Raw genomic sequence first — 19,208 nt, 5'->3', positions numbered from 1 at the left:
TACTCCTGGTCATTCATAAAAATTCTATAATTTATTATATGTCACACCCTGCTGTTCCGTCATATTCTGATAATAAAAAACATAGATTTTAGAGGATAGATCCATGGAACAAAATTTCATCTCCCAGACACCTCTGGATCGAATGGTCAGTTCTGACTGCGGGCAGATGCTGAAGGCCGCCATTCCCTACCTCCCTGCATCCGGCCGTCAGATCTTATCCGTATATGAAAAAGCAATGGAACTGAAAAACACCATTTCTCTTTTCGGAAGCAGCACCAGTGCTCCGGAGCTCAGTGCCATGAGTATTCCTTCCCGGGAACCCATGGAAATGTTAAATGATATCCGCAGTTTCTGCTACGGTTCCAGCAAAAAACAGCTGGACCAGATCGTAAATATGATGGCTATGATCCAGATGCTGCAGCTTATGAATCAGCCGGAAGACAGAAAGGAGGATGCGTATGAGTGAAGACTGGAGAAACAATCCCCAGCTGGCAGGCATGGACAAAACCAAACTTGATATGCTCCAGAACCTTGCCACACAGGGAAGCTCAAAAGGGATCAATGATATGCTGCCTTTTCTTATGGGTGCAGCTGCCCAGGGCAGGAAAAGCGGCCTGAATTTCAATCCCAGCGAGATTTCCACCATCATTGAAGTTCTGAAAGCAGGCAAATCCCCGGAAGAGGCACAACGTCTGGATCGGGTAGTAAATCTGATGAAAATGATACGCTGATCCTGTTTTATTCACACCAACCATTTCATGCAGCATAAAAGCCGGAAAACATTCGGACAGGAACTTTTGTCTTGAATGTTTTCCGGCTTTTTATATTCCGATTGTTATCTGTTATTCTCCTCTGTCTGATCCAGCACACAGTCACGGATCAGAGTCAGCGCCTGAGCTGCAGCCTGCTCACGGATCCTGCTACGGTTTCCTGTGAAATGAAACTCTTTCACAACAGTCTTTCCATTACAGCAGCATCCCATAAACACAGTGCCTACCGGTATTTCTTCCGTTCCACCGCCTGGGCCTGCCAGACCAGTAACAGATAGACATACATCTGTCTTCGCAGCCTTACAGCCGCCTTTAGCCATCTCTCTGGCACATTTGACAGAAACAGCACCTTCTGTATGCAGGGTGCTCTTCTTTACCCCAAGGCATTTCCTTTTCGCACGGTTCGTATAGGTGACGAAACCGCACATCAGAACCTCAGATGCCCCGGAAACTCCCACAATACGGGAAGCTACCGCACCACCTGTACAGGATTCTGCCAGAGAAAGAGTCATCTCATTTTCTTTCAGCAGATCTACCACCGCTTCTTCCAGGGTCTTGCTCTCTTCTGTGGCAAATACATTTCTTCCGAAGCGTTTCTTCAGTTCCTTTACTACAGGCTTGATCAGCTTACGGCATTTCTTCTCATCCTCCGCTTTCGCAGTAACACGCAGATGTACCTCACCGGTCTTGGCATAAGGTGCGATCGTAGGATTGGTCTGCTTTTCAATGAGATCCTGGATCTCCTCTGCCACCTGGCTCTCTCCGATTCCACTGATCTTCACCATTTGGGAATAAATGATCTCCGGCTGTTTCTTACGAAGATACGGAAAAACCGCCTCTTCAAACATCGGTTTCATTTCATTTGGAGGTCCCGGAAGGAGAATGGCGGTTTTGCCTTTTTTCTCCATGATCAGCCCAGGAGCTGTTCCATTATGGTTATCCAGCACGATGCATCCTTTGGGAACCATTGCCTGTTTGTAATTGTTCTTTGTGATACGGCGCTGCGGATTATTTTTCTCATACTGTTTCAGGTATTCTTCCATCAGCTCTCTGGAATGAAGATCTTCTACCAGCTCAAATCCCATGACCTCAGCAGTGATTTCTTTCGTAAGATCATCTTCTGTAGGTCCCAGACCACCGGTAAGGATGATCACATCAGAACGATCCAGAGCTGTGCGGATGACCTGTTTCATTCTCTCCGGATTATCTCCCACTACAGTCTGATAATAAAGTCCCAGCCCCAGCTGTGCACATTTCTCAGACAGATATGCACTGTTTGTATTTACAATATTTCCAAGTAAAATCTCAGTTCCCACAGATATCAGCTCTGTAATCATATTTTTTACTTCCTTTCAGTAAAGTTCTTTCGATCAGATTCTTTAGTCCTGCATAGAAAGTACACTCTTGTTCTGCCAGATATAGGTGATCAGAGAAATCACAGTCAGTGCCAGTGAGATCCAGATGAAAATCTGTGCAAGAGTATCAAAAATGCCGCCCAGATCAGCCAGAAGAAGAATGATCATGACCATCTGAGATGCTGTTTTAAATTTACCCCAGTAATTCGCTGCGATTACAACGCCGTTCTCCGCTGCGATCAGACGGAATCCGCTGATGATAAATTCTCTGCCGATAATAATGATCACGATCCATGCCGGAAGTTTATCCAGCTCAATGAAACAGATCATTGCAGAGCAGACCAGAAGTTTGTCTGCCAGCGGGTCCATAAATTTACCAAAATTCGTTACAAGATTGTATTTCCTGGCAAGCTTACCGTCAAACCAGTCTGTGACGCTGGCTACTACAAAGATGGCAAGGGAGATATATTTATTCGCTTCTCCTCCCCATCCTGTAAGCATAAATAATACCAGAAAAGGTACCAGGATCATCCTGGCAACTGTCAGTTTATTCGGTGTATTCATCTGCCAACTCTCCTATCAAATCATATTCCAGTGCACCGGTCACACGTACTTTCGCGAAATCTCCTGTCATCAGAAGTTCTCCTGTCTGAACGAAGATGTATCCGTCTACTTTCGGTGCATCTCCGTAGGTTCTTCCAATATAAGCGCTCTCGTCAGCGACCTTGCCCTCGATCATTACCATCAGTTCCTGGCCAATACGGTCTGTACCTTTGTCATAGGAAATCTCCTGCTGAAGCTCCATGATCTCATCTCTGCGTTCTTCTTTCACTTCCTCAGGAATCTGATCCGGCATATCTGCTGCCGGAGTGTCCTCTTCCGGTGAATAGGTAAAGACTCCCAGTCTGTCAAATTCCATCTCATCCACGAATCCCATCAGCTCTTCGTGGTCTTCCTGAGTTTCTCCTGGGAAACCTGTGATCAGGGTAGTTCGAAGTACAATATCCGGTATCTCCTGACGGAGTTTATTTACAATGGCAACCAATTCTGCCTGGGTAGTTCTTCTTCCCATACGTTTCAGGATCCTGTCGCTTGCATGCTGGATTGGGAGATCCAGATAATGACAGATCTTTTTCTCTTCTTTCATCGTCTGGATCAGTTCATCATAAATTTCCTCCGGATAGCAGTAGAGCACGCGGATCCAACGGATCCCTTTGATCTTACATAACTCTTTTAACAGGATATGCAGGGACTTTTTTCCATAAATATCTGTACCGTAAACTGTTGTTTCCTGGGCTACCAGGATCAGCTCCTTTACACCCTCTTCTGCCATCTCCTGTGCCTGGGCTACCAGACGTTCCATGGGAACACTGCGGAATTTTCCTCTTAGTTTGGGAATGATACAGTAGGTACAGTGCTTGTCACATCCTTCTGCGATCTTCAGATATCCGAAGTGTCCGCCGGTGGTCAGCACACGTTTACCCAGTTTCTCAGGAAGATAATCAATATCTTTGAATTCCTGGAAATGTTTGCCATCCATTGCCTCGTTTATGGCTTTCAGGATATCTCCGTAAGAAGTGGTTCCCAGAACTGCATCTACTTCCGGCACTTCTTCGATGATCTCATTCTTATAGCGCTGTGCCATGCAACCTGTGACGATCAGAACCTTACAGGTTCCCTCTTTTTTATATTCTGCCATCTCAAGGATCGTGTTGACACTTTCCTCTTTGGCATCATTGATGAAGCAGCAGGTGTTTACCACGATCACCTCTGCCCGGGTCTCGTCATCTACGATTTCGAAACCGTTCGCTGTGAGAAGGCCCAACATCTCTTCCGAGTCTACCAGATTCTTATCACAGCCTAATGATACGAACAATAATTTCATAAATTCTCCTATGCTCAGACGGATATTCCCATCCGCCCGGACTATATTTTGTATACAAAAGAATGTGCCTGAAAATTTATCTGTGCAATTTTCAGACACATCCCGGGCTTTTCTTTTTATGCTTCTTCTGTCGCTGTGTCTTCTGCTGTCTCCACAGTTTCCTCTGCTGTCACCTCTGCAGGAGCTTCTGCAGTTTCAACTGCTGCAGCTTTCTCCTCGATCTCTTCTTCCGGTGCAAGGATCTTTACTTTACCTTTATAAAGTTCATCAATCGCGATGGAAAGAGGTTTCTTTCCTGCTGCACCTTCTACCAGCGGTTTCGCACCTGCAATGAGCTGACGTGCACGCTTGCTTGTTGCAAGTACCAGTGAGTAACGGCTGTTTACGGACATCGTAGTATCGTCGTCCTCATTGTTTGTGTTGATTGCTTCGATTAATTCTGTATAAGACGGATGTATCATATATGTTCTCCTTTCAGCCCGCATGGGTAATTCCTGCGGTAATATTTTCTTTATTTGTTCTTCTGAAATGCTATTGTTTATTTCTGAAATGCTCTGGTCTGTTGCTGGATGTCCGCAATGAATTCTGTGTTGCGTGATGCTCTGGAATGCTCACTTACAATGATCTGGTGAAGATGATCTACACATTCTTCCACAGTGTCATTGACCAGAATGTAATCGTACTGATCCATTCCCTTCGCTTCTTCACCTGCCCTGGCAAGTCTGTCTGCGATCACCTGTGCTGTCTCAGTTCCTCTGTCTCTCAGTCTTCTTTCCAGTTCTTCCACAGTAGGCGGTGTGACAAATACCAGCAGAGCTTCCGGAATCTTCTTTTTAACTTTCATTGCACCCTGGATCTCAATCTCCAGGATCACATTTCTGCCTGCCTGAAGCTGTTCCTCCACATAGGAACGCGGAGTACCGTAATAGTTCTCTACGTACTGAGCATATTCGATCAGTGCATCTTCCTGGATCAGCTTCTCGAATTCTTCCCTTTTACGGAAAAAATATTCTCTGCCGTCTTCTTCTCCCGGACGTGGATTCCTTGTTGTTACGGAAATGGACAATGCATAATCGTCATACTTTTCCAGAAGGCGTTTCATCACTGTGCCTTTCCCTGCTCCTGAAAATCCGGAAACCACAACTAAAATTCCTTTACTCATGGATCTCTCCCCTATCCTCATAATCATATATTTCCGCAAACCTGCGGGCAATGGTTTCCGGCTGCAGTGCACTGAGCACCAGATAATCATCCGATGTAACAATAACAGCCTTCGTTTTCCTTCCCTGTGTTGCGTCGATCAATGACCTGGTTCCCTTCACGCTCTGCACCATACGTTTGACAGGTGCTGCGTCGGGACTGACCACAGCCACGATCTTCTGTGAATTTACTACATTTCCAAAACCAATATTGATGAGCTTCGCCACTTCTTATTCCTCTATTCTACGTTCTGGATCTGTTCCCTGATCTTCTCGATCTCTGTCTTTAAATCAATGGCTATATCAGAGGTCTCCAGATCATTGGACTTAGACAGGATGGTGTTTGCTTCACGGTTCATTTCCTGCGCCATGAAGTCAAGCTTTCGTCCTACGCCGTCTTTCTCTGTAGTGATCATTTTCTTCATATTTTTGATATGGCTGTGGAGACGGACGGTTTCTTCATCATTGCAGATCTTATCGGAATAAAGGATCACTTCGGATGCGATCCTGTTCTCATCAATCTGAGTGTCTTCCAGAAGTTCTGCTACCTTGGCTTCCAGCTTGGCCCTGTATGCACTTACTACTTCCGGAGCCCGTTCTTCTACTTTCAGAACTTTCTCTTCCAGACCATCCAGCTTCTCTGCCAGATCTTTCTCCAGATTTCTGCCTTCCTGTATACGGGTCTGTACGAATTTCTCACATGCTTCCCGAAGAGGCGGCTCCAGATAATTCCAGAGAGCTTCTTCATCTACAGACTGTTCTTCCATCACAAAAACTTCCGGATATCTGGACAGGGTGCTTACTTTAATATCGAAGTCCAGACCGAAATCCTGCTGGATCTGTCTGAGATATGTGAGGTATTCTCCTGCAAGCTCTTTATTATATTTGAGTGCCCCATTATTCATGGTGTAGTCTTCGCAGGTAATGTATACATCTACTTTACCTCGCTGGATATAGGTTTTCATCAGGTTTCGGATGGCACCTTCCAGGAAGCTGAGTTTCTTGGGCATTTTGATGCTGAGATCTAAATATCTGTGGTTGACAGATTTCAGTTCGATCGTGATCTTTCTTTCGTCGGTGACGACCTCTGCACGGCCGAAACCAGTCATGCTTTTTATCATATTGTCTTCTCTCTTTGTGGGTCTTTGAATTTTTGATTACACGTTTGATTCGTTTTTACTTTGAAATTTACATACGGATTTATTATAGTTCATTATTGAAAGGACGTCAAATATTTTTTCATTGATATGGAAGGGAATTGTATGGTATACTCACATTCATGAGAAGCAGACGCAAACAGAATGTTTTTTATAGATAGATTAAGTTAGGAGTGTGTGTTATGGCTTTTGATGGTGTTACGATCGCAGCTATGGTAGATGAGCTGCATAAATTTTTGGATGGCGGACGGTTTAATAAGATTGCCCAGCCTGAGGCAGATGAACTTCTGATTACCGGGAAGGGAGCCCTGGGGCAGTGCCGGCTTTTACTTAGTGCCAGCGCTTCTTTGCCTTTGATCTATTTTACAGAGAAAAATAAAGTAAGTCCTCTGACTGCTCCGAATTTTTGTATGCTGCTGCGTAAACATATCGGCAGTGCCCGGATCGCAGATATCCGACAGCCAGGACTTGAAAGAGTTGTGGAGTTCGAGCTGGAACATCTCAATGAGCTTGGAGATCCCTGCAAGAAAGTTCTGATCATGGAACTGATGGGAAAACACAGCAATATTATTTTCTGCGATGACAAGGGAATGATCCTGGACAGTATCAAGCATGTTTCTTCCCATATGAGTTCAGTCCGTGAAGTTCTGCCCGGAAGGGAATATTTCATTCCGCAGACCCAGGACAAACTGGATCCTCTGACTGTCAGTGATGAGGATTTTATCAATACCGTATGCAGGAAACCCTGCAATATTTCCAAAGCCCTGTACTCCTCTCTCACCGGTATCAGTCCTGTTGTAGCTGAGGAAGTTTGTTTCCGCGCTTCCATCGACGGCAGTGATGCAGCCCAGTCTCTGGATGAAACAGCGCAGATCCATCTCTATCATACGTTCTGCCGTCTGATGGATCAGGTGAAAGAACGGGATTTCACACCCAATATTATTTACCGCGGGGAAGAACCTGTGGAATACGGAGTCCTTCCTTTCCAGCAGTACGGACCTGAATATCACTCTGTGAAATTTGACAGCGTTTCCGCAATGCTTGAGACCTATTATGCAACGAAAAATACTCTGACACGTATCCATCAGAAATCTTCCGACTTAAGAAGGATCGTGCAGACTGCCCTGGAACGAAACCGCAAAAAGCTCAATCTCCAGGAAAAGCAGATGAAAGATACTGCCAAAAAAGACAAATACAAGGTTTACGGCGAGCTGATCAACACCTACGGATATGGTCTGGAGGAAGGCTGCACATCTTTTAAAGCCCTGAATTATTATACCAATGAGGAAATCACCATTCCTCTGGATCCGACCATGACCCCGGCAGAGAATTCCAAGAAATATTTTGACAAATACGGCAAACTGAAACGTACGGAGGAAGCGCTCACGGAACAGATTGCAGATACACGCAGTGAGATCGAGCATCTGGAATCTGTGTCAAATGCCCTGGATATCGCCCTGGCTGAAAGTGATCTGGCGCAGATCAAAGAAGAACTTATGGAGTATGGATACATCAAGAAACATTACGACCGCAAAAAAGGCCAGAAGATGCAGGCGAAATCCAAGCCTTTCCATTACGTCACTGATGACGGTTACGACATCTATGTGGGCAAAAATAACTTCCAGAATGATGAGCTGACCTTCAAATTCGCCACTGGCAATGACTGGTGGTTCCACGCAAAAAAAATGGCAGGTTCCCATGTAGTTGTGAAATCCAAAGACGGGGAGCTCCCTGACCATATCTTCGAGATTGCAGGCGGACTTGCGGCTTATTATTCCAAAGGCCGTACTGCCCCTAAAGTGGAGATCGATTATATCCAGAAAAAACATGTAAAGAAACCTGCAGGTTCCAAGCCCGGATTCGTAGTCTATTACACCAACTATTCTCTGATGGCAGAACCCTCCATCAAAAACGTCACAGAAGTATAAAATCAATGATCTGAGGAGACTATTTATGAGCATTTTAAATGTAGAACACCTGACACATGGATTTGGCGACCGTGCCATTTTTAATGATGTATCTTTCCGCCTTTTAAAGGGCGAACATATCGGACTGGTAGGTGCCAACGGCGAAGGCAAGTCCACATTTTTCAATATTGTCACAGGCAAACTGATGCCGGATGAAGGCAAGATCGAATGGGCCAAAAATATCCGCATCGGTTACCTGGACCAGCATTCTGTCCTCTCCCAGGGCATGACCATCCGGGATGTACTGAAATCCGCTTTTTCCTGGCTGTTCGAAATGGAAGAACGAATGAATTCCATCTGCGATTCCCTGGGAACTGCTTCACCTGAGGAAATGGATGCTCTGATGGAAGAACTGGGAACCATTCAGGATACCCTTACCATGCATGATTTCTACGTGATCGACGCGAAAGTGGAGGAAGTTGCCAGAGCTCTGGGACTGCTGGATATCGGGCTGGAACGGGATGTCACAGAATTAAGCGGTGGGCAAAGAACCAAAGTGTTACTTGGCAAACTGCTTCTGGAAAAGCCTGATATCCTCCTTCTGGACGAGCCGACCAACTATCTGGACGAAGAACATATTGAATGGCTGAAGCGCTATCTTCAGGACTATGAAAATGCATTTATCCTCATCTCCCATGATATTCCGTTCCTGAATTCTGTCATCAATCTGATCTATCATATGGAAAATCAGGAGCTGAACCGTTATGTAGGCGATTATGACCACTTCCAGGAAGTCTATGAGGTAAAAAAAGCTCAGCTGGAAGCTGCTTACCGCCGCCAGCAGCAGGAAATCAGTGAGCTAAAAGATTTCGTAGCCAGAAATAAAGCAAGAGTTTCCACCAGAAATATGGCAATGTCCAGACAGAAGAAACTGGATAAGATGGATGTGATCGAACTTGCCGCCGATAAACCAAAGCCGGAGTTTCATTTCAAATACGGCAGAACCCCAGGCAAGCTGATCTTCGAGACAAAGGATCTGGTCATCGGATATACCGAACCTCTTTCCAAACCACTTTCTCTTACCATGGAACGCGGAAACAAGATTGCACTGGTAGGTGCCAATGGAATCGGAAAGACCACTCTTTTAAAAAGTATCCTGGGACTGACACCTGCCCTGAAAGGTTCCCGTGAACTGGGAGACAATCTGCAGATCGGATACTTCGAGCAGGAAGTAAAAGGTGACAATAAAACCACCTGTATTGAGGAGATCTGGGCAGAATTCCCTTCTTACACCCAGTATGAAGTACGTTCAGCCCTGGCCAAATGTGGACTGACTACCAAACATATCGAAAGCCAGGTCCGTGTTTTAAGTGGTGGTGAACAGGCGAAGGTCCGCCTGTGCAAACTGGTAAATAAAGAAACAAACATCCTGCTCCTGGACGAGCCCACCAACCATCTGGATGTGGACGCTAAAGAAGCATTAAAGCAGGCACTGATCGAATATAAAGGAAGTATCCTGCTGATCTGCCACGAACCGGAATTCTACCAGGATGTAGTGTCCCAGGTATGGGACTGCAGCAAGTGGACTACTAAGGTATTATAACTATAATCACAGGTAAAGTACAAATGAACAAATCAAAAAATGTGGATCTGACCTCCGGGCCGATCCTGAAAAATCTGGCAGAGCTTGCTCTGCCTATTATGATCTCTTCCATGCTGGGAACCGCCTATAACATTACGGATATGGCATGGATCGGACTGCTTGGCGCCAAGGCTGTGGCAGGTGTAGGAGTAGGCGGCATGTATGTCTGGCTTTCCCAGGGAATCGCAGCCCTGCCCCGCATGGGCGGACAGGTGAATGTGGCCCAGTCCTGTGGACGAAAAAACTATGAACAGGCTCGCTCCTATGCTGCCTGCTCTCTGCAGATCACGGTTCTGTTCGGGCTTTTATTTGCTGCTGTCTGTATCCTTTTTATCCGTCCTCTGCTGGGCTTCTTTCATCTGACAGACGCAGAAACTTACTCTGCTGCCAGATCCTATACCCTGATCACCTGCGGATTGATCCTTTTTCCCTTTTTGAATCTGACCCTGACCGGTCTTTCCACAGCTCAGGGTGATTCACGAACTCCTCTGCTGGCCAACTTCGTCGGCCTTGCCGGAAATATGCTTCTGGATCCACTGCTGATTCTGGGCATCGGACCTTTTCCCCGGCTTGAAGTTACAGGTGCCGCCATTGCAACGGTAAGCTCGCAGATTCTTGTGTTCCTGATCCTGGTTCTGCGGATCCGTTGTTCCAGGCTGGAATCCAATATTCTGCAACATTTGCATCTGCTGTCACGTTTTTCGAAAGAATACTATGAACCTATTTTCAGAATCGGTTTTCCCACTGCCATACAGAGCAGTATTTACTGTATGATCTCCATGATACTGACACGCATGGTCTCTTCCTATGGAGCTGCTGCTATTGCCGTTCAGCGCGTAGGCGGACAGATCGAATCTGTATCCTGGAACACAGCAGACGGCTTTGCCTCTGCCCTGAATGCATTTGTAGCTCAGAATTACGGTGCACGAAAAAAAGACCGTATCCGTAAAGGTTACAGTCTTTCCTTCCGTATTCTCGTTATATGGGGACTTCTGGTCACCTCAGCTTTTGTATTTCTGCCAGGACCTATTGCCGGATTATTTTTTCATGAAAAAGAGGCTCTGGCTATCGCTGTAAACTATCTGATCATTATCGGATTCAGTGAAACCTTTATGTCTGTGGAACTGATGACCATCGGCGCTCTGTCAGGGCTGGGGCGCACCAGACTATGCAGTCTCATCAGCGTTATCCTCACAGGTGCAAGAATCCCTCTTGCAATGCTCCTTACCTGGGCAGGCATGGGATTGAATGGGATCTGGTGGGCGCTTACTGTTTCTTCTGTTGTAAAAGGAATCATATTTACCTTAACTTTCCATCATATCAGCAGACGGCTGCCTGAGAACACCTGAATTCTCAACAGCTGCCCTTCATTTTCCTGGCCACTGCATCCGGAACTTTTATCAGACTAAACTCCCAGAAAATAGGATAAATATAAGAAATCCCCCAGTGCCTTCGGCCGGGGGATTTCTTCTTGTATCTCCAACGCATGGCGGAATGCAAGACGCACACTGCTCCATGCAAGTGGCTGGTGTCGTATAATCTCACTTCGTTACTGTTCCCTACATTCTCAGTAACACGCTTCGCGCTGTATGTCCCGGATAGTGGCGTGTAAGCAATAAGCTCACTTCTTTCTCTTCAGCCTTATCAGAGTTTTATAAATGATATATCCCAGACATCCTCCCAGCGTATTCGTCACTACATCATCCAACTGACTGTATCCTCTGGCAGTGATATACTGCAGCACTTCTATCATTACTGAACAACCTGCACTGATCAGAAAAATTCTCTTCCACTGCGCCAACCTCCTGTCCGCCAGAGGAAGCAGGATTCCCAACGGCAGAAACAGGATCACATTCTCGATCACGTATGCATGGGCCTGCCAGGTAGTTCCCCAGGTTCCCAACAGCCCCAGTTCTACAGACCTTCTGGTCCCTGGAGTTCTGGAAAAAAAGGTCTGCACCGCCAGCACCGTCCCATAAAGAAACAGCATGAAAAAAACTGCCAGTTTCTTCGTATCACTTTCCGCTTTTCTTCTCTTCCAGACCAAATACATCACCATAACCGCCACCACCCCGGTCAGAATTCCCTGTGGTATATAGGAAATCGGCTGTTTCATGTCTGTCAGAAGATATTTAGATAATTCCATATGCATGCCTCATCTCGTTCTGTCTTATATTATTTTTCGTTTTGTGCTCTATCAGAGTATTTCGATTTTATCATTGATCCCATCTCTCAGCGAAGCCAGACGCAGAGGATATGAACCCTGCAAAAAGTGTTTTAGATAATATGCCATATAAAAAGGAACCCTGATGGTTCCTTTTTTTGTATGTCCTACACTTTTTTTCCAACTGCAGCAGGAAGGAAAACATTAATGACTTTACTGATCAGACAAGCCACAATTGCTGTAATACACACAGCCAAAATCAATCTGATCTCATTTTTAACAGCCACTCTATTCAATACATCCTCAAGAATCTGCAATATAGGTTTATTGATCAGAAAAACAGTCATTGTATTTTGTCCAAGGTGAGAAATTATTTCGTTCCCCGGCAGATAATATTCCACAATCTTTGAAAAAAAGTAAATAAATATAAATCCACACAATGAACTTATAACAAACCATGCCGAATTTCCAATTCTCCCTGAAGCCATCAGAATATAGGATTTCACATTAACAGAATTCAAATGATACATCCATGTACCTGCGGCCCCTATCATTGTACCTGCAATCATGATGCCCAAACTCCACCTTTTATCTGTCAGTTCTTTTATCAGATAACCTGCAAAAATAAAGGTGGCCGCTATAAAACCAATATTGATACACCATGGATACCCCTCTTTTATTTCCGGCAGATAACACCCCACTAAGAACACGCCTATAACAAATAGAAGACGTAAAACACTCTTTCTGATTTTTATCAAAATCTGTGAAATAAAATAAGCAATAAACATTGTCGGCAAAAACCACAATGATGTTAATGATCCTGCACTGGCAATGGAGCGATAACTTCCATAGCAAATCTTCACAACATTTCCGGGTGTCAACGATGAATACAGTAATCCCCAGACTATATATGGAACCAGCAATACCCGGACTTTCTTTTCTACTAATTTTAATGACAGTTTTTTTTCCGACAATGTCAAACCTGATATCATGAAAAACAACGGCATATGAAATGAATAGATCCAGGTTTTCACCGGATCATTAAAAGCATTTGCATGTCCGGCAATGACAAGCAGTATGGCAAATGCCCTCATATAGTCAATATATGTCTTACGGTTCATTGGAATATTATACGCTTCGTGTCTGCGCTTCCGTTACTGAAAACTTATAAAAAGTTATAAACTTCTATGTTCCATTCCTACTTCAACAAGTATGCTTTTGATGATATAAATATCAATCTACTCACAAGTTCTTGTACTCTCCATAGGCGTAAATTTCGGACTAACGTATCCGTACATATTTGTATTAACATTTCAGTGTCAGCTTGCAAATTTTTCTCCATAAGTCTTGAGATTTATAGATGCCTGGAAATCTCTGTCAATCATATTCCCACACGCACATCTATAAACTCTGTCAGATAATTTCAAATCTTTTTTGATGTTTCCACAACAGCTGCAAAGCTTTGATGATGGATAAAATCGATCAGCTACAATAAGCTGGATCCCTTTATCGCTACACTTATATTCAAGCTGTTTTCTAAACCAAAAAAATCCCTGTGCCTGAACTGCTTTGGATAAATGTCTGTTTTTCATCATTCCGCTGACATTCAGATCTTCAATACATATAAATCTTGGTTTTCGATTTATGATCTCAGATATAGTCTGATTCAAATAATTTTTACGGATATTTGTTAATCTGTGATCTCGTTTTAATAAAAGTTTTTCCTTTTTGATTACATTATTTGTTTTACAGTAACTTTCCCCTTTCTTATTTTTCTCGTAAGAACGAGAGATACTACGCTGTAATCTGCGTTTCTGTTTTTCTAATTTCTTTACTTTCTGACTCTTATTGATGTTCTTATACTTAGTCCCATCAGAGCAGACAGCCAGATCTTTGATTCCCAGGTCTATGCCGACTCCGTCATCATTAAGTGTTTCCCTGCAGTCAGGAAATTCTACACATACGCTGATCCACCAGTTCAATCCGTCAAAGGATATTCTCGGGTTCATATATTTAACATTTGTCGGAATACGTCCAGGTTCTGCAAGTCTTACCCAATTCATTTTTTGTTTATTTGCTTTCCTGCTGGGAGAAAATCCTTCAAATTTAACGTGTGTATTACTGAAGCGTATCTTAACGTTGTCCTGATAGAACTTCGGCATAGATCTCTTTTTTGACTTGAATCTTGGGAACTTTTGCAACCCCCTGAAAAAGTTCTTATAAGCAGTACAGGCATCTTTAACTGCCTGTTTGGTCACATTATTTGAGATATTCAGTAACCATACATATTCATCAGAATGTCTAAGCTTCGTAAATTCTTTTCTGAGTTCTGCATCTGAAATGAATCCGCCGCCTTTTTCATAGTTCTCTATTTCCCTGGCCAAAGCCCAGTTATAAGCAAATCTTGAAGCACCTGCGTACTGAAACATCTTAGTTTTCTGTACATTGTTTGGTATCAGCATTACTTTTATGGCTTTTACCATCTGTTTCCTCCTGTATCAGTTCCTGGATAAAATTGTAATGCGTTTTTTTAGGCTTTACATTTATTACCTGGTTGAGTTGCTCATCAGAATAATATCTATAGCCACTTACTGTAGTATGATGCGGATGAAGTTTTCCATTGGCATCCCAATTTCGTAATGTCTGGGCAGATACGCCTATTTTTTCTCTGCATTCCGGTAAAACATGGGATATCCTGCTCTTTCACCGGTAGAAAATACACACATCCCATGCATGGCAAAATCAATCCCCAGGAATTTTTCCGCCTGCCTTTTCTCCGCTGTTTTGGTTTTCACAGTCGAACAGCAGGCTGACAAAATATTTTCCGGACGGTTTCCTGCTCACAGTCACTGATTTCAGCTTCCATCCCTCCGGGATCATACGGTGGAGTTTTATTTTTATCGGCTGCATCTTTGGCAGTTTCAGGAACCTGTCCTGCAGACAGATATTCCCATTTACCATATTCGTTGTATAGGATTTCCGCCAATGTTTTTTCGATTTATAATGCGGAAATCCCACTCCCGGTTCCCGGAAAAATTTCCGGAAAGCCCCTTCCAGATTTAACTGTACATTCGCCAGCGCAAGAGAATCTACCTCTTTCAGCCATGGATATTCTTTTTTATATCAGGCCGGCGTATTTTTCAGCATCTTTTTTTCTTCCTGATAATAGCGGATCTTATCCGCAAGCATCCTGTTATAGAGGAAACGACTGCAGCCGATTGTCTTCTCTATCTGGGTTATCTGTTCTTTATTTGGATAGATCCTTATTTTTACTGCCCGGTTTATCTTTCTCACCCTGACTCTCTATATACTGATGGATTATTTCAACCATAACAAACTGTAAGTATCTCAGATATTGATGTTGTAAAATGGCAGGACTTCTGCCATTTTACATGGCATCATATTTAACTATATCAGAATCTTCATATTCTGTAATAACACCCAACTCAAGTAATGCCATTGAAATAAGCGACAATAATGAGAATGAAATTCACAATATAACATAACAGAACTTATTGAGTTAGCGCATAATGTCATCAATTACAGCTTTTTCTTCATAAGTCTTTATAGCATCAGACACTTCTTTTATATTTTCATCAATCCCCTTTATATTTTCTTTGTAGTAACTACAAGCCAGGCAAAAATCTTTGGGAACTCTATCATTTATAAAAGAACATTCCGGATGCGCATATGAATTTCTTTTCAATTCAGTTTGAAAATTGGGACATTCATTGGGATTTTCCTTTACAATTTTATCTCGCTGTTCATATAATTCCTTTTGTTTTTTTGTTAAAAACTCCGAATATATACGGAATCGTAACACCAGATTTATTCTTCCCCTCTCACCTCTGGTTTTTTTCGCAAATTCTCTCTCAGCTTTTTCTTCCAGATTATATTTCTTCAAAATCGATTCAGCTTTTTCTCCATCCATTTATATTTACTCCTAACACATCATTTTCTGTAATAAAAAACACATACGTTTCATTTAATTTCTGATACTGGTCTCCTGGCTCTGTTACATTCGCATCAATCAGACTGCTATTATATCTGGCTCTTTTTACCCCTACTCCCTTATCATCCCTTTGAATTTCGATGTTATATACCTGTTCCTGCTTATCTACAGCCAAAATATCCAAACGTACAGAACGTCCCTGTAAATTCTTTATTGCATATTGGCTATAACTTTAAGATCATTACGGTTCAATATGATTTGTAACAAAAACTCCGTACATTTCTGATCTTCAAATACTTTGCTCATAAAATCATCATCTAAAAGACGAAAACCACGTAATCTCTGAAGGTCTTCCTCATGTTTCTGTTCAAAATCAAGACTACTTCTTTCATTCATCGGTAACACCTTCTCTCTTTATTATCATCTTAACATCACCTAACCTTCATTTCAATGATACTATTCAATATTCTTCTGGTATTTCTTTTGAAAAAGTTAATTGATACTCTTCTGAAAGAACAGAATTTATAAATTTCCCTGTTTTCATACTTTCCAAAAAGAGGTATTATTATAGAAAAACACAGGAGGTATTCAAATGAAAGCACATAAATATTGGTCACTTGGTGCATTGGCAACCATGATTGGAACCTTTTATACCGGCTATAAAAATATGAAATCAGCTCACAAATATTTTGCTTGCAGTTCTCTTCTCTGCATGATTATGGCTATCTACTCTGGTCATAAAATGATTTCTGGCAAATCCAGAAAAAAGAAAGATTCTGTTTCTGAAGAATCCGCAGAATAATCAGAACTATAGAAATGTTTACATACGTTTGCCTGATGGATAAATATTTTCCATCAGGCAAACTTGCTATTTTTCATCTTTTTTCAATCTGTCGTATAATATATGTTCTGATCCATCAATAAGATTTCTTTTTTTCTTATGGTTCTTCGGATGGCCCATCTTCTCCTTTACCTCATCCGGCACATCGATCAGTCCGAACCGATAGAACATTCCGTAGATGTAAGTCATGCCCCGGATATCACCCAGTGCCTTTGGCCGATCTACTACTTCTCCTTTAATATTTCCAAGTGCCAGCAACACCGAACTCCACGCCAGACTTTTACTCTTCTCCTGTCTGTCAATCCACAGCTCTTTCGTGTACTCGCCGTTCCTACCTTTTTTAATTTCGTAAGAGAATGGCAACCCAGAGTAGGTTTTGAATTTCACACCGGCATAAGCCACAACCACACCCCAGAAGTTTTCTTCTGTCGGATCAGTCCTCCACCGCTTCATGGCTCTGTATCTTCGCTGCCTCTCTGCACCAACACTGATTTTCTCCTTTTCTGTACCTGGGAAGTACACCCCCTTTTTATATGGCAGGTACGAGGTAACGGAGGCTTTGGAAAGATTCAGGATATTTGCGGTTGAAAGGATTGCTTCTTTATAGTTCTGTGTTTCTCGGTAATCTTCAAAAGTGTCCTGCACTTTCTCCGCCACTTCTGATTCATACACACCGGCTGTGATGAGCAGCTTTCTCACTTTGATAGGATTCAGATTCAGAGCATCGGCGATGGCCTGCAAAGACATCTCAGAATCATAAAGCGCCACAGCACTTTCCATCTGCTCTTGCAGATTCTTCCCGGCATCGTACTCCGGCTTCAGCTTCTTCCGACCTCCACCGGGCTTTCTGGCTTTATATGCTCTTTTCTCTCCCATAGCTCACAGCACCAGTTCATACAATTTGAACGTCATCTCCCCGACCACATCATAATAAAGTGTCTTGGTCTGGATATATCGAAAGCCCAGTTTCTGATACAGCTTTTCGGCAGTTGTGTTATTTTCGATTACATCAAGCCTCAACGCCTTCTTGCCAGCCTTTCTTTCCTGTTCAATTACATTCTCTATTAATTTTCGCGCCAGTCCTTTTCCACGATGATCCGGATGAACTGCCAAAACATGAAGAACAATTACCTCCTCCGAATCAACCTGCCACGGCGCATCTGAATAGCCATCGACCTTTTCATTGTCTGCTATGACACACGCTGCGATTTCACCACCATCTACCAGCACATATAGCTCTTTCCTCTCAATGCTGTTCCGTATCATCTCATCAGATGGGTGGATACCTTTCTTCCAATGCGGAAATGACGGGTCGTCCTGCTCCTGATCAATCAAAGTCCAGTACAGAGATCTTATTTTGTAAAAATCCTCTTTTTCTGCCTTACGGAATATCATTTTATCCATCCTTTATTCGTGTAGCTCCAACGGCAGTCCATCCGGGTCATGGAAGAAAGTCATCTTCTTTCCGGTATAATCGTCAACCCGAATCGGCTCACATTCAATGCCTACCTCCGCCAGCTCATTCACTGTCTGTTCCACGCTATCAACGCAGAATGCAAGGTGACGCAGGCCACAGGCCTCCGGGCGGTTCACACGCTTCGGCGGGTTTTCCTCTGCAAAAATCTCCAGCTCTGTGTATTCATTGACACGCAGATCCAGTTTCCAGTCCTTACGCTCCGGGCGATAGTTTTCCCTGATAACAGAGAATCCCAGCTTGTTCACATAAAAATTCTTTGCGGCTTCGTAATCAGACACGATGATTGCAATATGATGTATTTTTGATAAATTCATTTTTTCTCACACTCCATTTCTTTTAATTTTGTTCTTCTTTTATTTTCGTTACAAACTATATGGAAGTTTTCAAAATATACCGTGCGAACTCCTGGAGTTCAGTTTGTCCACACGGCATATCATCAAAACTTGATCACTTTCGGCTCATGAGTGAAAGAACTAATGGTAGCCACACCATTCTTGAAGTAGAACACCTCAGTGTTTCCATCATCTGCGGCATACATCTTCTTCAGTGCCGGATAAGCATCCAGCATAGATTCTCTCGCCTCAATGCGGTCATCCTCTACCAGTTCACCGGCAACGCGAATCCACTCACCGTCTTTGAATGCACACAACTCTACTTTCGGATTGGCATGCAACTGCTTGGAAACATCCTTCTTCTTGCCAGTCTGGATGTACAGCTTGCCTTCAAAAATATGTGCCGTGCCAAACGGACGCACTCTCGGCTGGTTGCCTTCGACCGTTGCCAAGTAATATGTTTCAGCTTCTTTTAAGAACTTTACGATTTCTTCCATAATGGATTTCCTTTCCCACACGGTCATGTG

The 19,208-nt window shown here is 43.3% G+C and carries 23 protein-coding genes and 2 pseudogenes; 6 read left to right on the top strand and 19 right to left on the bottom strand.

Annotated features, from left to right (window positions below; all coding sequences use genetic code 11):
• Positions 1-103 precede the first annotated feature (103 nt).
• Positions 104-466 (top strand): hypothetical protein, encoded by a 363-nt coding sequence (locus tag R8695_RS06650; RefSeq protein ID WP_118509052.1) that lies wholly within the window; start codon positions 104-106, stop codon positions 464-466.
• Positions 459-731, top strand: a complete 273-nt coding sequence (locus R8695_RS06645; RefSeq protein WP_118509053.1) for a hypothetical protein — start codon at positions 459-461, stop codon at positions 729-731. The genes R8695_RS06650 and R8695_RS06645 overlap by 8 nt, the downstream gene beginning before the upstream one ends.
• 104 nt (positions 732-835) lie before the next feature.
• Here R8695_RS06645 and R8695_RS06640 read toward each other — a convergent pair whose 3' ends face one another.
• The 7 genes from R8695_RS06640 to R8695_RS06610 form a co-directional block, all read right to left on the bottom strand.
• Entirely contained in the window at positions 836-2,107 is a 1,272-nt protein-coding gene (locus tag R8695_RS06640; RefSeq protein ID WP_118509054.1) for a competence/damage-inducible protein A, read from the bottom strand.
• Positions 2,108-2,149: 42 nt separating this feature from the next.
• Entirely contained in the window at positions 2,150-2,689 is a 540-nt protein-coding gene (pgsA, locus tag R8695_RS06635; RefSeq protein WP_118509055.1) for a CDP-diacylglycerol--glycerol-3-phosphate 3-phosphatidyltransferase, read from the bottom strand.
• Positions 2,673-4,010, bottom strand: coding sequence for a 30S ribosomal protein S12 methylthiotransferase RimO (gene rimO, locus R8695_RS06630; protein ID WP_118509056.1), 1,338 nt, complete (start codon positions 4,008-4,010; stop codon positions 2,673-2,675). The genes pgsA and rimO overlap by 17 nt, the downstream gene beginning before the upstream one ends.
• A 116-nt stretch (positions 4,011-4,126) precedes the next feature.
• On the bottom strand, positions 4,127-4,471 hold the full coding sequence (gene rpoZ, locus R8695_RS06625; RefSeq protein ID WP_118509057.1) for a DNA-directed RNA polymerase subunit omega: 345 nt from the start codon (positions 4,469-4,471) through the stop codon (positions 4,127-4,129).
• A 77-nt stretch (positions 4,472-4,548) separates the two neighbouring features.
• Complete coding sequence (gene gmk / locus R8695_RS06620) at positions 4,549-5,172, bottom strand: guanylate kinase (protein ID WP_154780013.1); 624 nt, start codon at positions 5,170-5,172, stop codon at positions 4,549-4,551.
• Complete coding sequence (locus R8695_RS06615) at positions 5,165-5,437, bottom strand: DUF370 domain-containing protein (RefSeq protein ID WP_118509059.1); 273 nt, start codon at positions 5,435-5,437, stop codon at positions 5,165-5,167. The genes gmk and R8695_RS06615 overlap by 8 nt, the downstream gene beginning before the upstream one ends.
• A gap of 11 nt (positions 5,438-5,448) precedes the next feature.
• Positions 5,449-6,330, bottom strand: a complete 882-nt coding sequence (locus R8695_RS06610; RefSeq protein ID WP_118509060.1) for a YicC/YloC family endoribonuclease — start codon at positions 6,328-6,330, stop codon at positions 5,449-5,451.
• Between the two features lie 218 nt (positions 6,331-6,548).
• Between R8695_RS06610 and R8695_RS06605 the strand changes: the two genes are divergently transcribed.
• The 3 genes from R8695_RS06605 to R8695_RS06595 are packed head-to-tail and all read left to right on the top strand — an operon-like array spanning position 6,549 to position 11,264.
• Positions 6,549-8,294 (top strand): Rqc2 family fibronectin-binding protein, encoded by a 1,746-nt coding sequence (locus tag R8695_RS06605; RefSeq protein ID WP_154780014.1) that lies wholly within the window; start codon positions 6,549-6,551, stop codon positions 8,292-8,294.
• Between the two features lie 25 nt (positions 8,295-8,319).
• Positions 8,320-9,876 carry an ABC-F family ATP-binding cassette domain-containing protein gene (locus tag R8695_RS06600; protein WP_154780015.1) on the top strand — a complete coding sequence of 519 codons (1,557 nt, stop codon included), beginning with the start codon at positions 8,320-8,322 and terminating at the stop codon, positions 9,874-9,876.
• 23 nt (positions 9,877-9,899) lie between these two features.
• On the top strand, positions 9,900-11,264 hold the full coding sequence (locus R8695_RS06595; protein ID WP_154780016.1) for an MATE family efflux transporter: 1,365 nt from the start codon (positions 9,900-9,902) through the stop codon (positions 11,262-11,264).
• Positions 11,265-11,536: 272 nt separating this feature from the next.
• Here the strand turns inward: R8695_RS06595 and R8695_RS06590 are convergent, their stop codons facing one another.
• The 8 genes and pseudogenes from R8695_RS06590 to R8695_RS17680 all read right to left on the bottom strand — a co-directional run.
• Entirely contained in the window at positions 11,537-12,061 is a 525-nt protein-coding gene (locus R8695_RS06590; RefSeq protein ID WP_167515459.1) for a VanZ family protein, read from the bottom strand.
• A 185-nt stretch (positions 12,062-12,246) separates the two neighbouring features.
• Positions 12,247-13,200 carry an acyltransferase family protein gene (locus R8695_RS06585; protein ID WP_154780018.1) on the bottom strand — a complete coding sequence of 318 codons (954 nt, stop codon included), beginning with the start codon at positions 13,198-13,200 and terminating at the stop codon, positions 12,247-12,249.
• A 198-nt stretch (positions 13,201-13,398) separates the two neighbouring features.
• Positions 13,399-14,562 (bottom strand): RNA-guided endonuclease InsQ/TnpB family protein, encoded by a 1,164-nt coding sequence (locus R8695_RS06580; protein WP_154780019.1) that lies wholly within the window; start codon positions 14,560-14,562, stop codon positions 13,399-13,401.
• A pseudogene (locus tag R8695_RS17685) lies at positions 14,513-14,773 on the bottom strand (helix-turn-helix domain-containing protein); the annotation flags it as partial. The gene R8695_RS06580 and the pseudogene R8695_RS17685, both read right to left, overlap by 50 nt.
• Before the next feature lie 48 nt (positions 14,774-14,821).
• The gene (locus R8695_RS06570; protein WP_154780020.1) at positions 14,822-15,097 is read right to left on the bottom strand and encodes a hypothetical protein; all 276 of its coding nucleotides are present in this window, start codon (positions 15,095-15,097) and stop codon (positions 14,822-14,824) included.
• 105 nt (positions 15,098-15,202) lie between these two features.
• A complete protein-coding gene (locus R8695_RS06565) occupies positions 15,203-15,373 on the bottom strand; it encodes a helix-turn-helix domain-containing protein (RefSeq protein ID WP_154780021.1) in 171 nt (56 codons plus the stop codon).
• Between the two features lie 226 nt (positions 15,374-15,599).
• The gene (locus R8695_RS06560; protein WP_118509637.1) at positions 15,600-16,010 is read right to left on the bottom strand and encodes a hypothetical protein; all 411 of its coding nucleotides are present in this window, start codon (positions 16,008-16,010) and stop codon (positions 15,600-15,602) included.
• Positions 16,011-16,020: 10 nt separating this feature from the next.
• Positions 16,021-16,427: pseudogene (locus tag R8695_RS17680) on the bottom strand (PD-(D/E)XK nuclease family transposase); the annotation flags it as partial.
• A 196-nt stretch (positions 16,428-16,623) separates the two neighbouring features.
• On the opposite strand from R8695_RS17680, the gene R8695_RS06550 reads away from it, so the two are divergent.
• Positions 16,624-16,833: a DUF6219 family protein gene (locus tag R8695_RS06550; protein ID WP_154780022.1), complete on the top strand. Its 210-nt coding sequence runs from the start codon at positions 16,624-16,626 to the stop codon at positions 16,831-16,833.
• A gap of 66 nt (positions 16,834-16,899) precedes the next feature.
• On the opposite strand, the gene R8695_RS06545 is transcribed toward R8695_RS06550, so the two are convergent.
• The 4 genes from R8695_RS06545 to R8695_RS06530 form a co-directional block, all read right to left on the bottom strand.
• The gene (locus R8695_RS06545; RefSeq protein ID WP_243139476.1) at positions 16,900-17,748 is read right to left on the bottom strand and encodes a hypothetical protein; all 849 of its coding nucleotides are present in this window, start codon (positions 17,746-17,748) and stop codon (positions 16,900-16,902) included.
• 3 nt (positions 17,749-17,751) lie between these two features.
• On the bottom strand, positions 17,752-18,276 hold the full coding sequence (locus R8695_RS06540; RefSeq protein WP_118509635.1) for a GNAT family N-acetyltransferase: 525 nt from the start codon (positions 18,274-18,276) through the stop codon (positions 17,752-17,754).
• 3 nt (positions 18,277-18,279) lie between these two features.
• Positions 18,280-18,663 carry an SMU1112c/YaeR family gloxylase I-like metalloprotein gene (gene gloA2, locus R8695_RS06535; protein ID WP_154780023.1) on the bottom strand — a complete coding sequence of 128 codons (384 nt, stop codon included), beginning with the start codon at positions 18,661-18,663 and terminating at the stop codon, positions 18,280-18,282.
• Positions 18,664-18,785: 122 nt separating this feature from the next.
• Positions 18,786-19,178, bottom strand: a complete 393-nt coding sequence (locus tag R8695_RS06530; RefSeq protein ID WP_154780024.1) for a pyridoxamine 5'-phosphate oxidase family protein — start codon at positions 19,176-19,178, stop codon at positions 18,786-18,788.
• Positions 19,179-19,208 lie beyond the last annotated feature (30 nt).

Origin of the sequence: Blautia luti (genome assembly GCF_033096465.1) — a bacterium.
Lineage (GTDB): Bacteria > Bacillota > Clostridia > Lachnospirales > Lachnospiraceae > Blautia_A > Blautia_A luti.
The sequence above is the reverse complement of the archived record's forward strand: the minus strand, read 5'-3'. Positions and strand labels throughout refer to the sequence as shown.

What these genes read in the sequence shown, in the direction of transcription:
- R8695_RS06545 (WP_243139476.1), bottom strand. Translation starts at nt 17,748, where the DNA reads ATGGGAGAGAAAAGAGCATATAAAGCCAGAAAGCCCGGTGGAGGTCGG.
- R8695_RS06650 (WP_118509052.1), top strand. Translation starts at nt 104, where the DNA reads ATGGAACAAAATTTCATCTCCCAGACACCTCTGGATCGAATGGTCAGT.
- R8695_RS06540 (WP_118509635.1), bottom strand. Translation starts at nt 18,276, where the DNA reads ATGGATAAAATGATATTCCGTAAGGCAGAAAAAGAGGATTTTTACAAA.
- R8695_RS06610 (WP_118509060.1), bottom strand. Translation starts at nt 6,330, where the DNA reads ATGATAAAAAGCATGACTGGTTTCGGCCGTGCAGAGGTCGTCACCGAC.
- gloA2 (WP_154780023.1), bottom strand. Translation starts at nt 18,663, where the DNA reads ATGAATTTATCAAAAATACATCATATTGCAATCATCGTGTCTGATTAC.
- R8695_RS06645 (WP_118509053.1), top strand. Translation starts at nt 459, where the DNA reads ATGAGTGAAGACTGGAGAAACAATCCCCAGCTGGCAGGCATGGACAAA.
- rimO (WP_118509056.1), bottom strand. Translation starts at nt 4,010, where the DNA reads ATGAAATTATTGTTCGTATCATTAGGCTGTGATAAGAATCTGGTAGAC.
- pgsA (WP_118509055.1), bottom strand. Translation starts at nt 2,689, where the DNA reads ATGAATACACCGAATAAACTGACAGTTGCCAGGATGATCCTGGTACCT.
- R8695_RS06605 (WP_154780014.1), top strand. Translation starts at nt 6,549, where the DNA reads ATGGCTTTTGATGGTGTTACGATCGCAGCTATGGTAGATGAGCTGCAT.
- R8695_RS06580 (WP_154780019.1), bottom strand. Translation starts at nt 14,562, where the DNA reads ATGGTAAAAGCCATAAAAGTAATGCTGATACCAAACAATGTACAGAAA.
- R8695_RS06640 (WP_118509054.1), bottom strand. Translation starts at nt 2,107, where the DNA reads ATGATTACAGAGCTGATATCTGTGGGAACTGAGATTTTACTTGGAAAT.
- R8695_RS06585 (WP_154780018.1), bottom strand. Translation starts at nt 13,200, where the DNA reads ATGAACCGTAAGACATATATTGACTATATGAGGGCATTTGCCATACTG.
- R8695_RS06530 (WP_154780024.1), bottom strand. Translation starts at nt 19,178, where the DNA reads ATGGAAGAAATCGTAAAGTTCTTAAAAGAAGCTGAAACATATTACTTG.
- gmk (WP_154780013.1), bottom strand. Translation starts at nt 5,172, where the DNA reads ATGAGTAAAGGAATTTTAGTTGTGGTTTCCGGATTTTCAGGAGCAGGG.
- R8695_RS06590 (WP_167515459.1), bottom strand. Translation starts at nt 12,061, where the DNA reads ATGGAATTATCTAAATATCTTCTGACAGACATGAAACAGCCGATTTCC.
- R8695_RS06595 (WP_154780016.1), top strand. Translation starts at nt 9,900, where the DNA reads ATGAACAAATCAAAAAATGTGGATCTGACCTCCGGGCCGATCCTGAAA.
- rpoZ (WP_118509057.1), bottom strand. Translation starts at nt 4,471, where the DNA reads ATGATACATCCGTCTTATACAGAATTAATCGAAGCAATCAACACAAAC.
- R8695_RS06550 (WP_154780022.1), top strand. Translation starts at nt 16,624, where the DNA reads ATGAAAGCACATAAATATTGGTCACTTGGTGCATTGGCAACCATGATT.
- R8695_RS06560 (WP_118509637.1), bottom strand. Translation starts at nt 16,010, where the DNA reads ATGGATGGAGAAAAAGCTGAATCGATTTTGAAGAAATATAATCTGGAA.
- R8695_RS06600 (WP_154780015.1), top strand. Translation starts at nt 8,320, where the DNA reads ATGAGCATTTTAAATGTAGAACACCTGACACATGGATTTGGCGACCGT.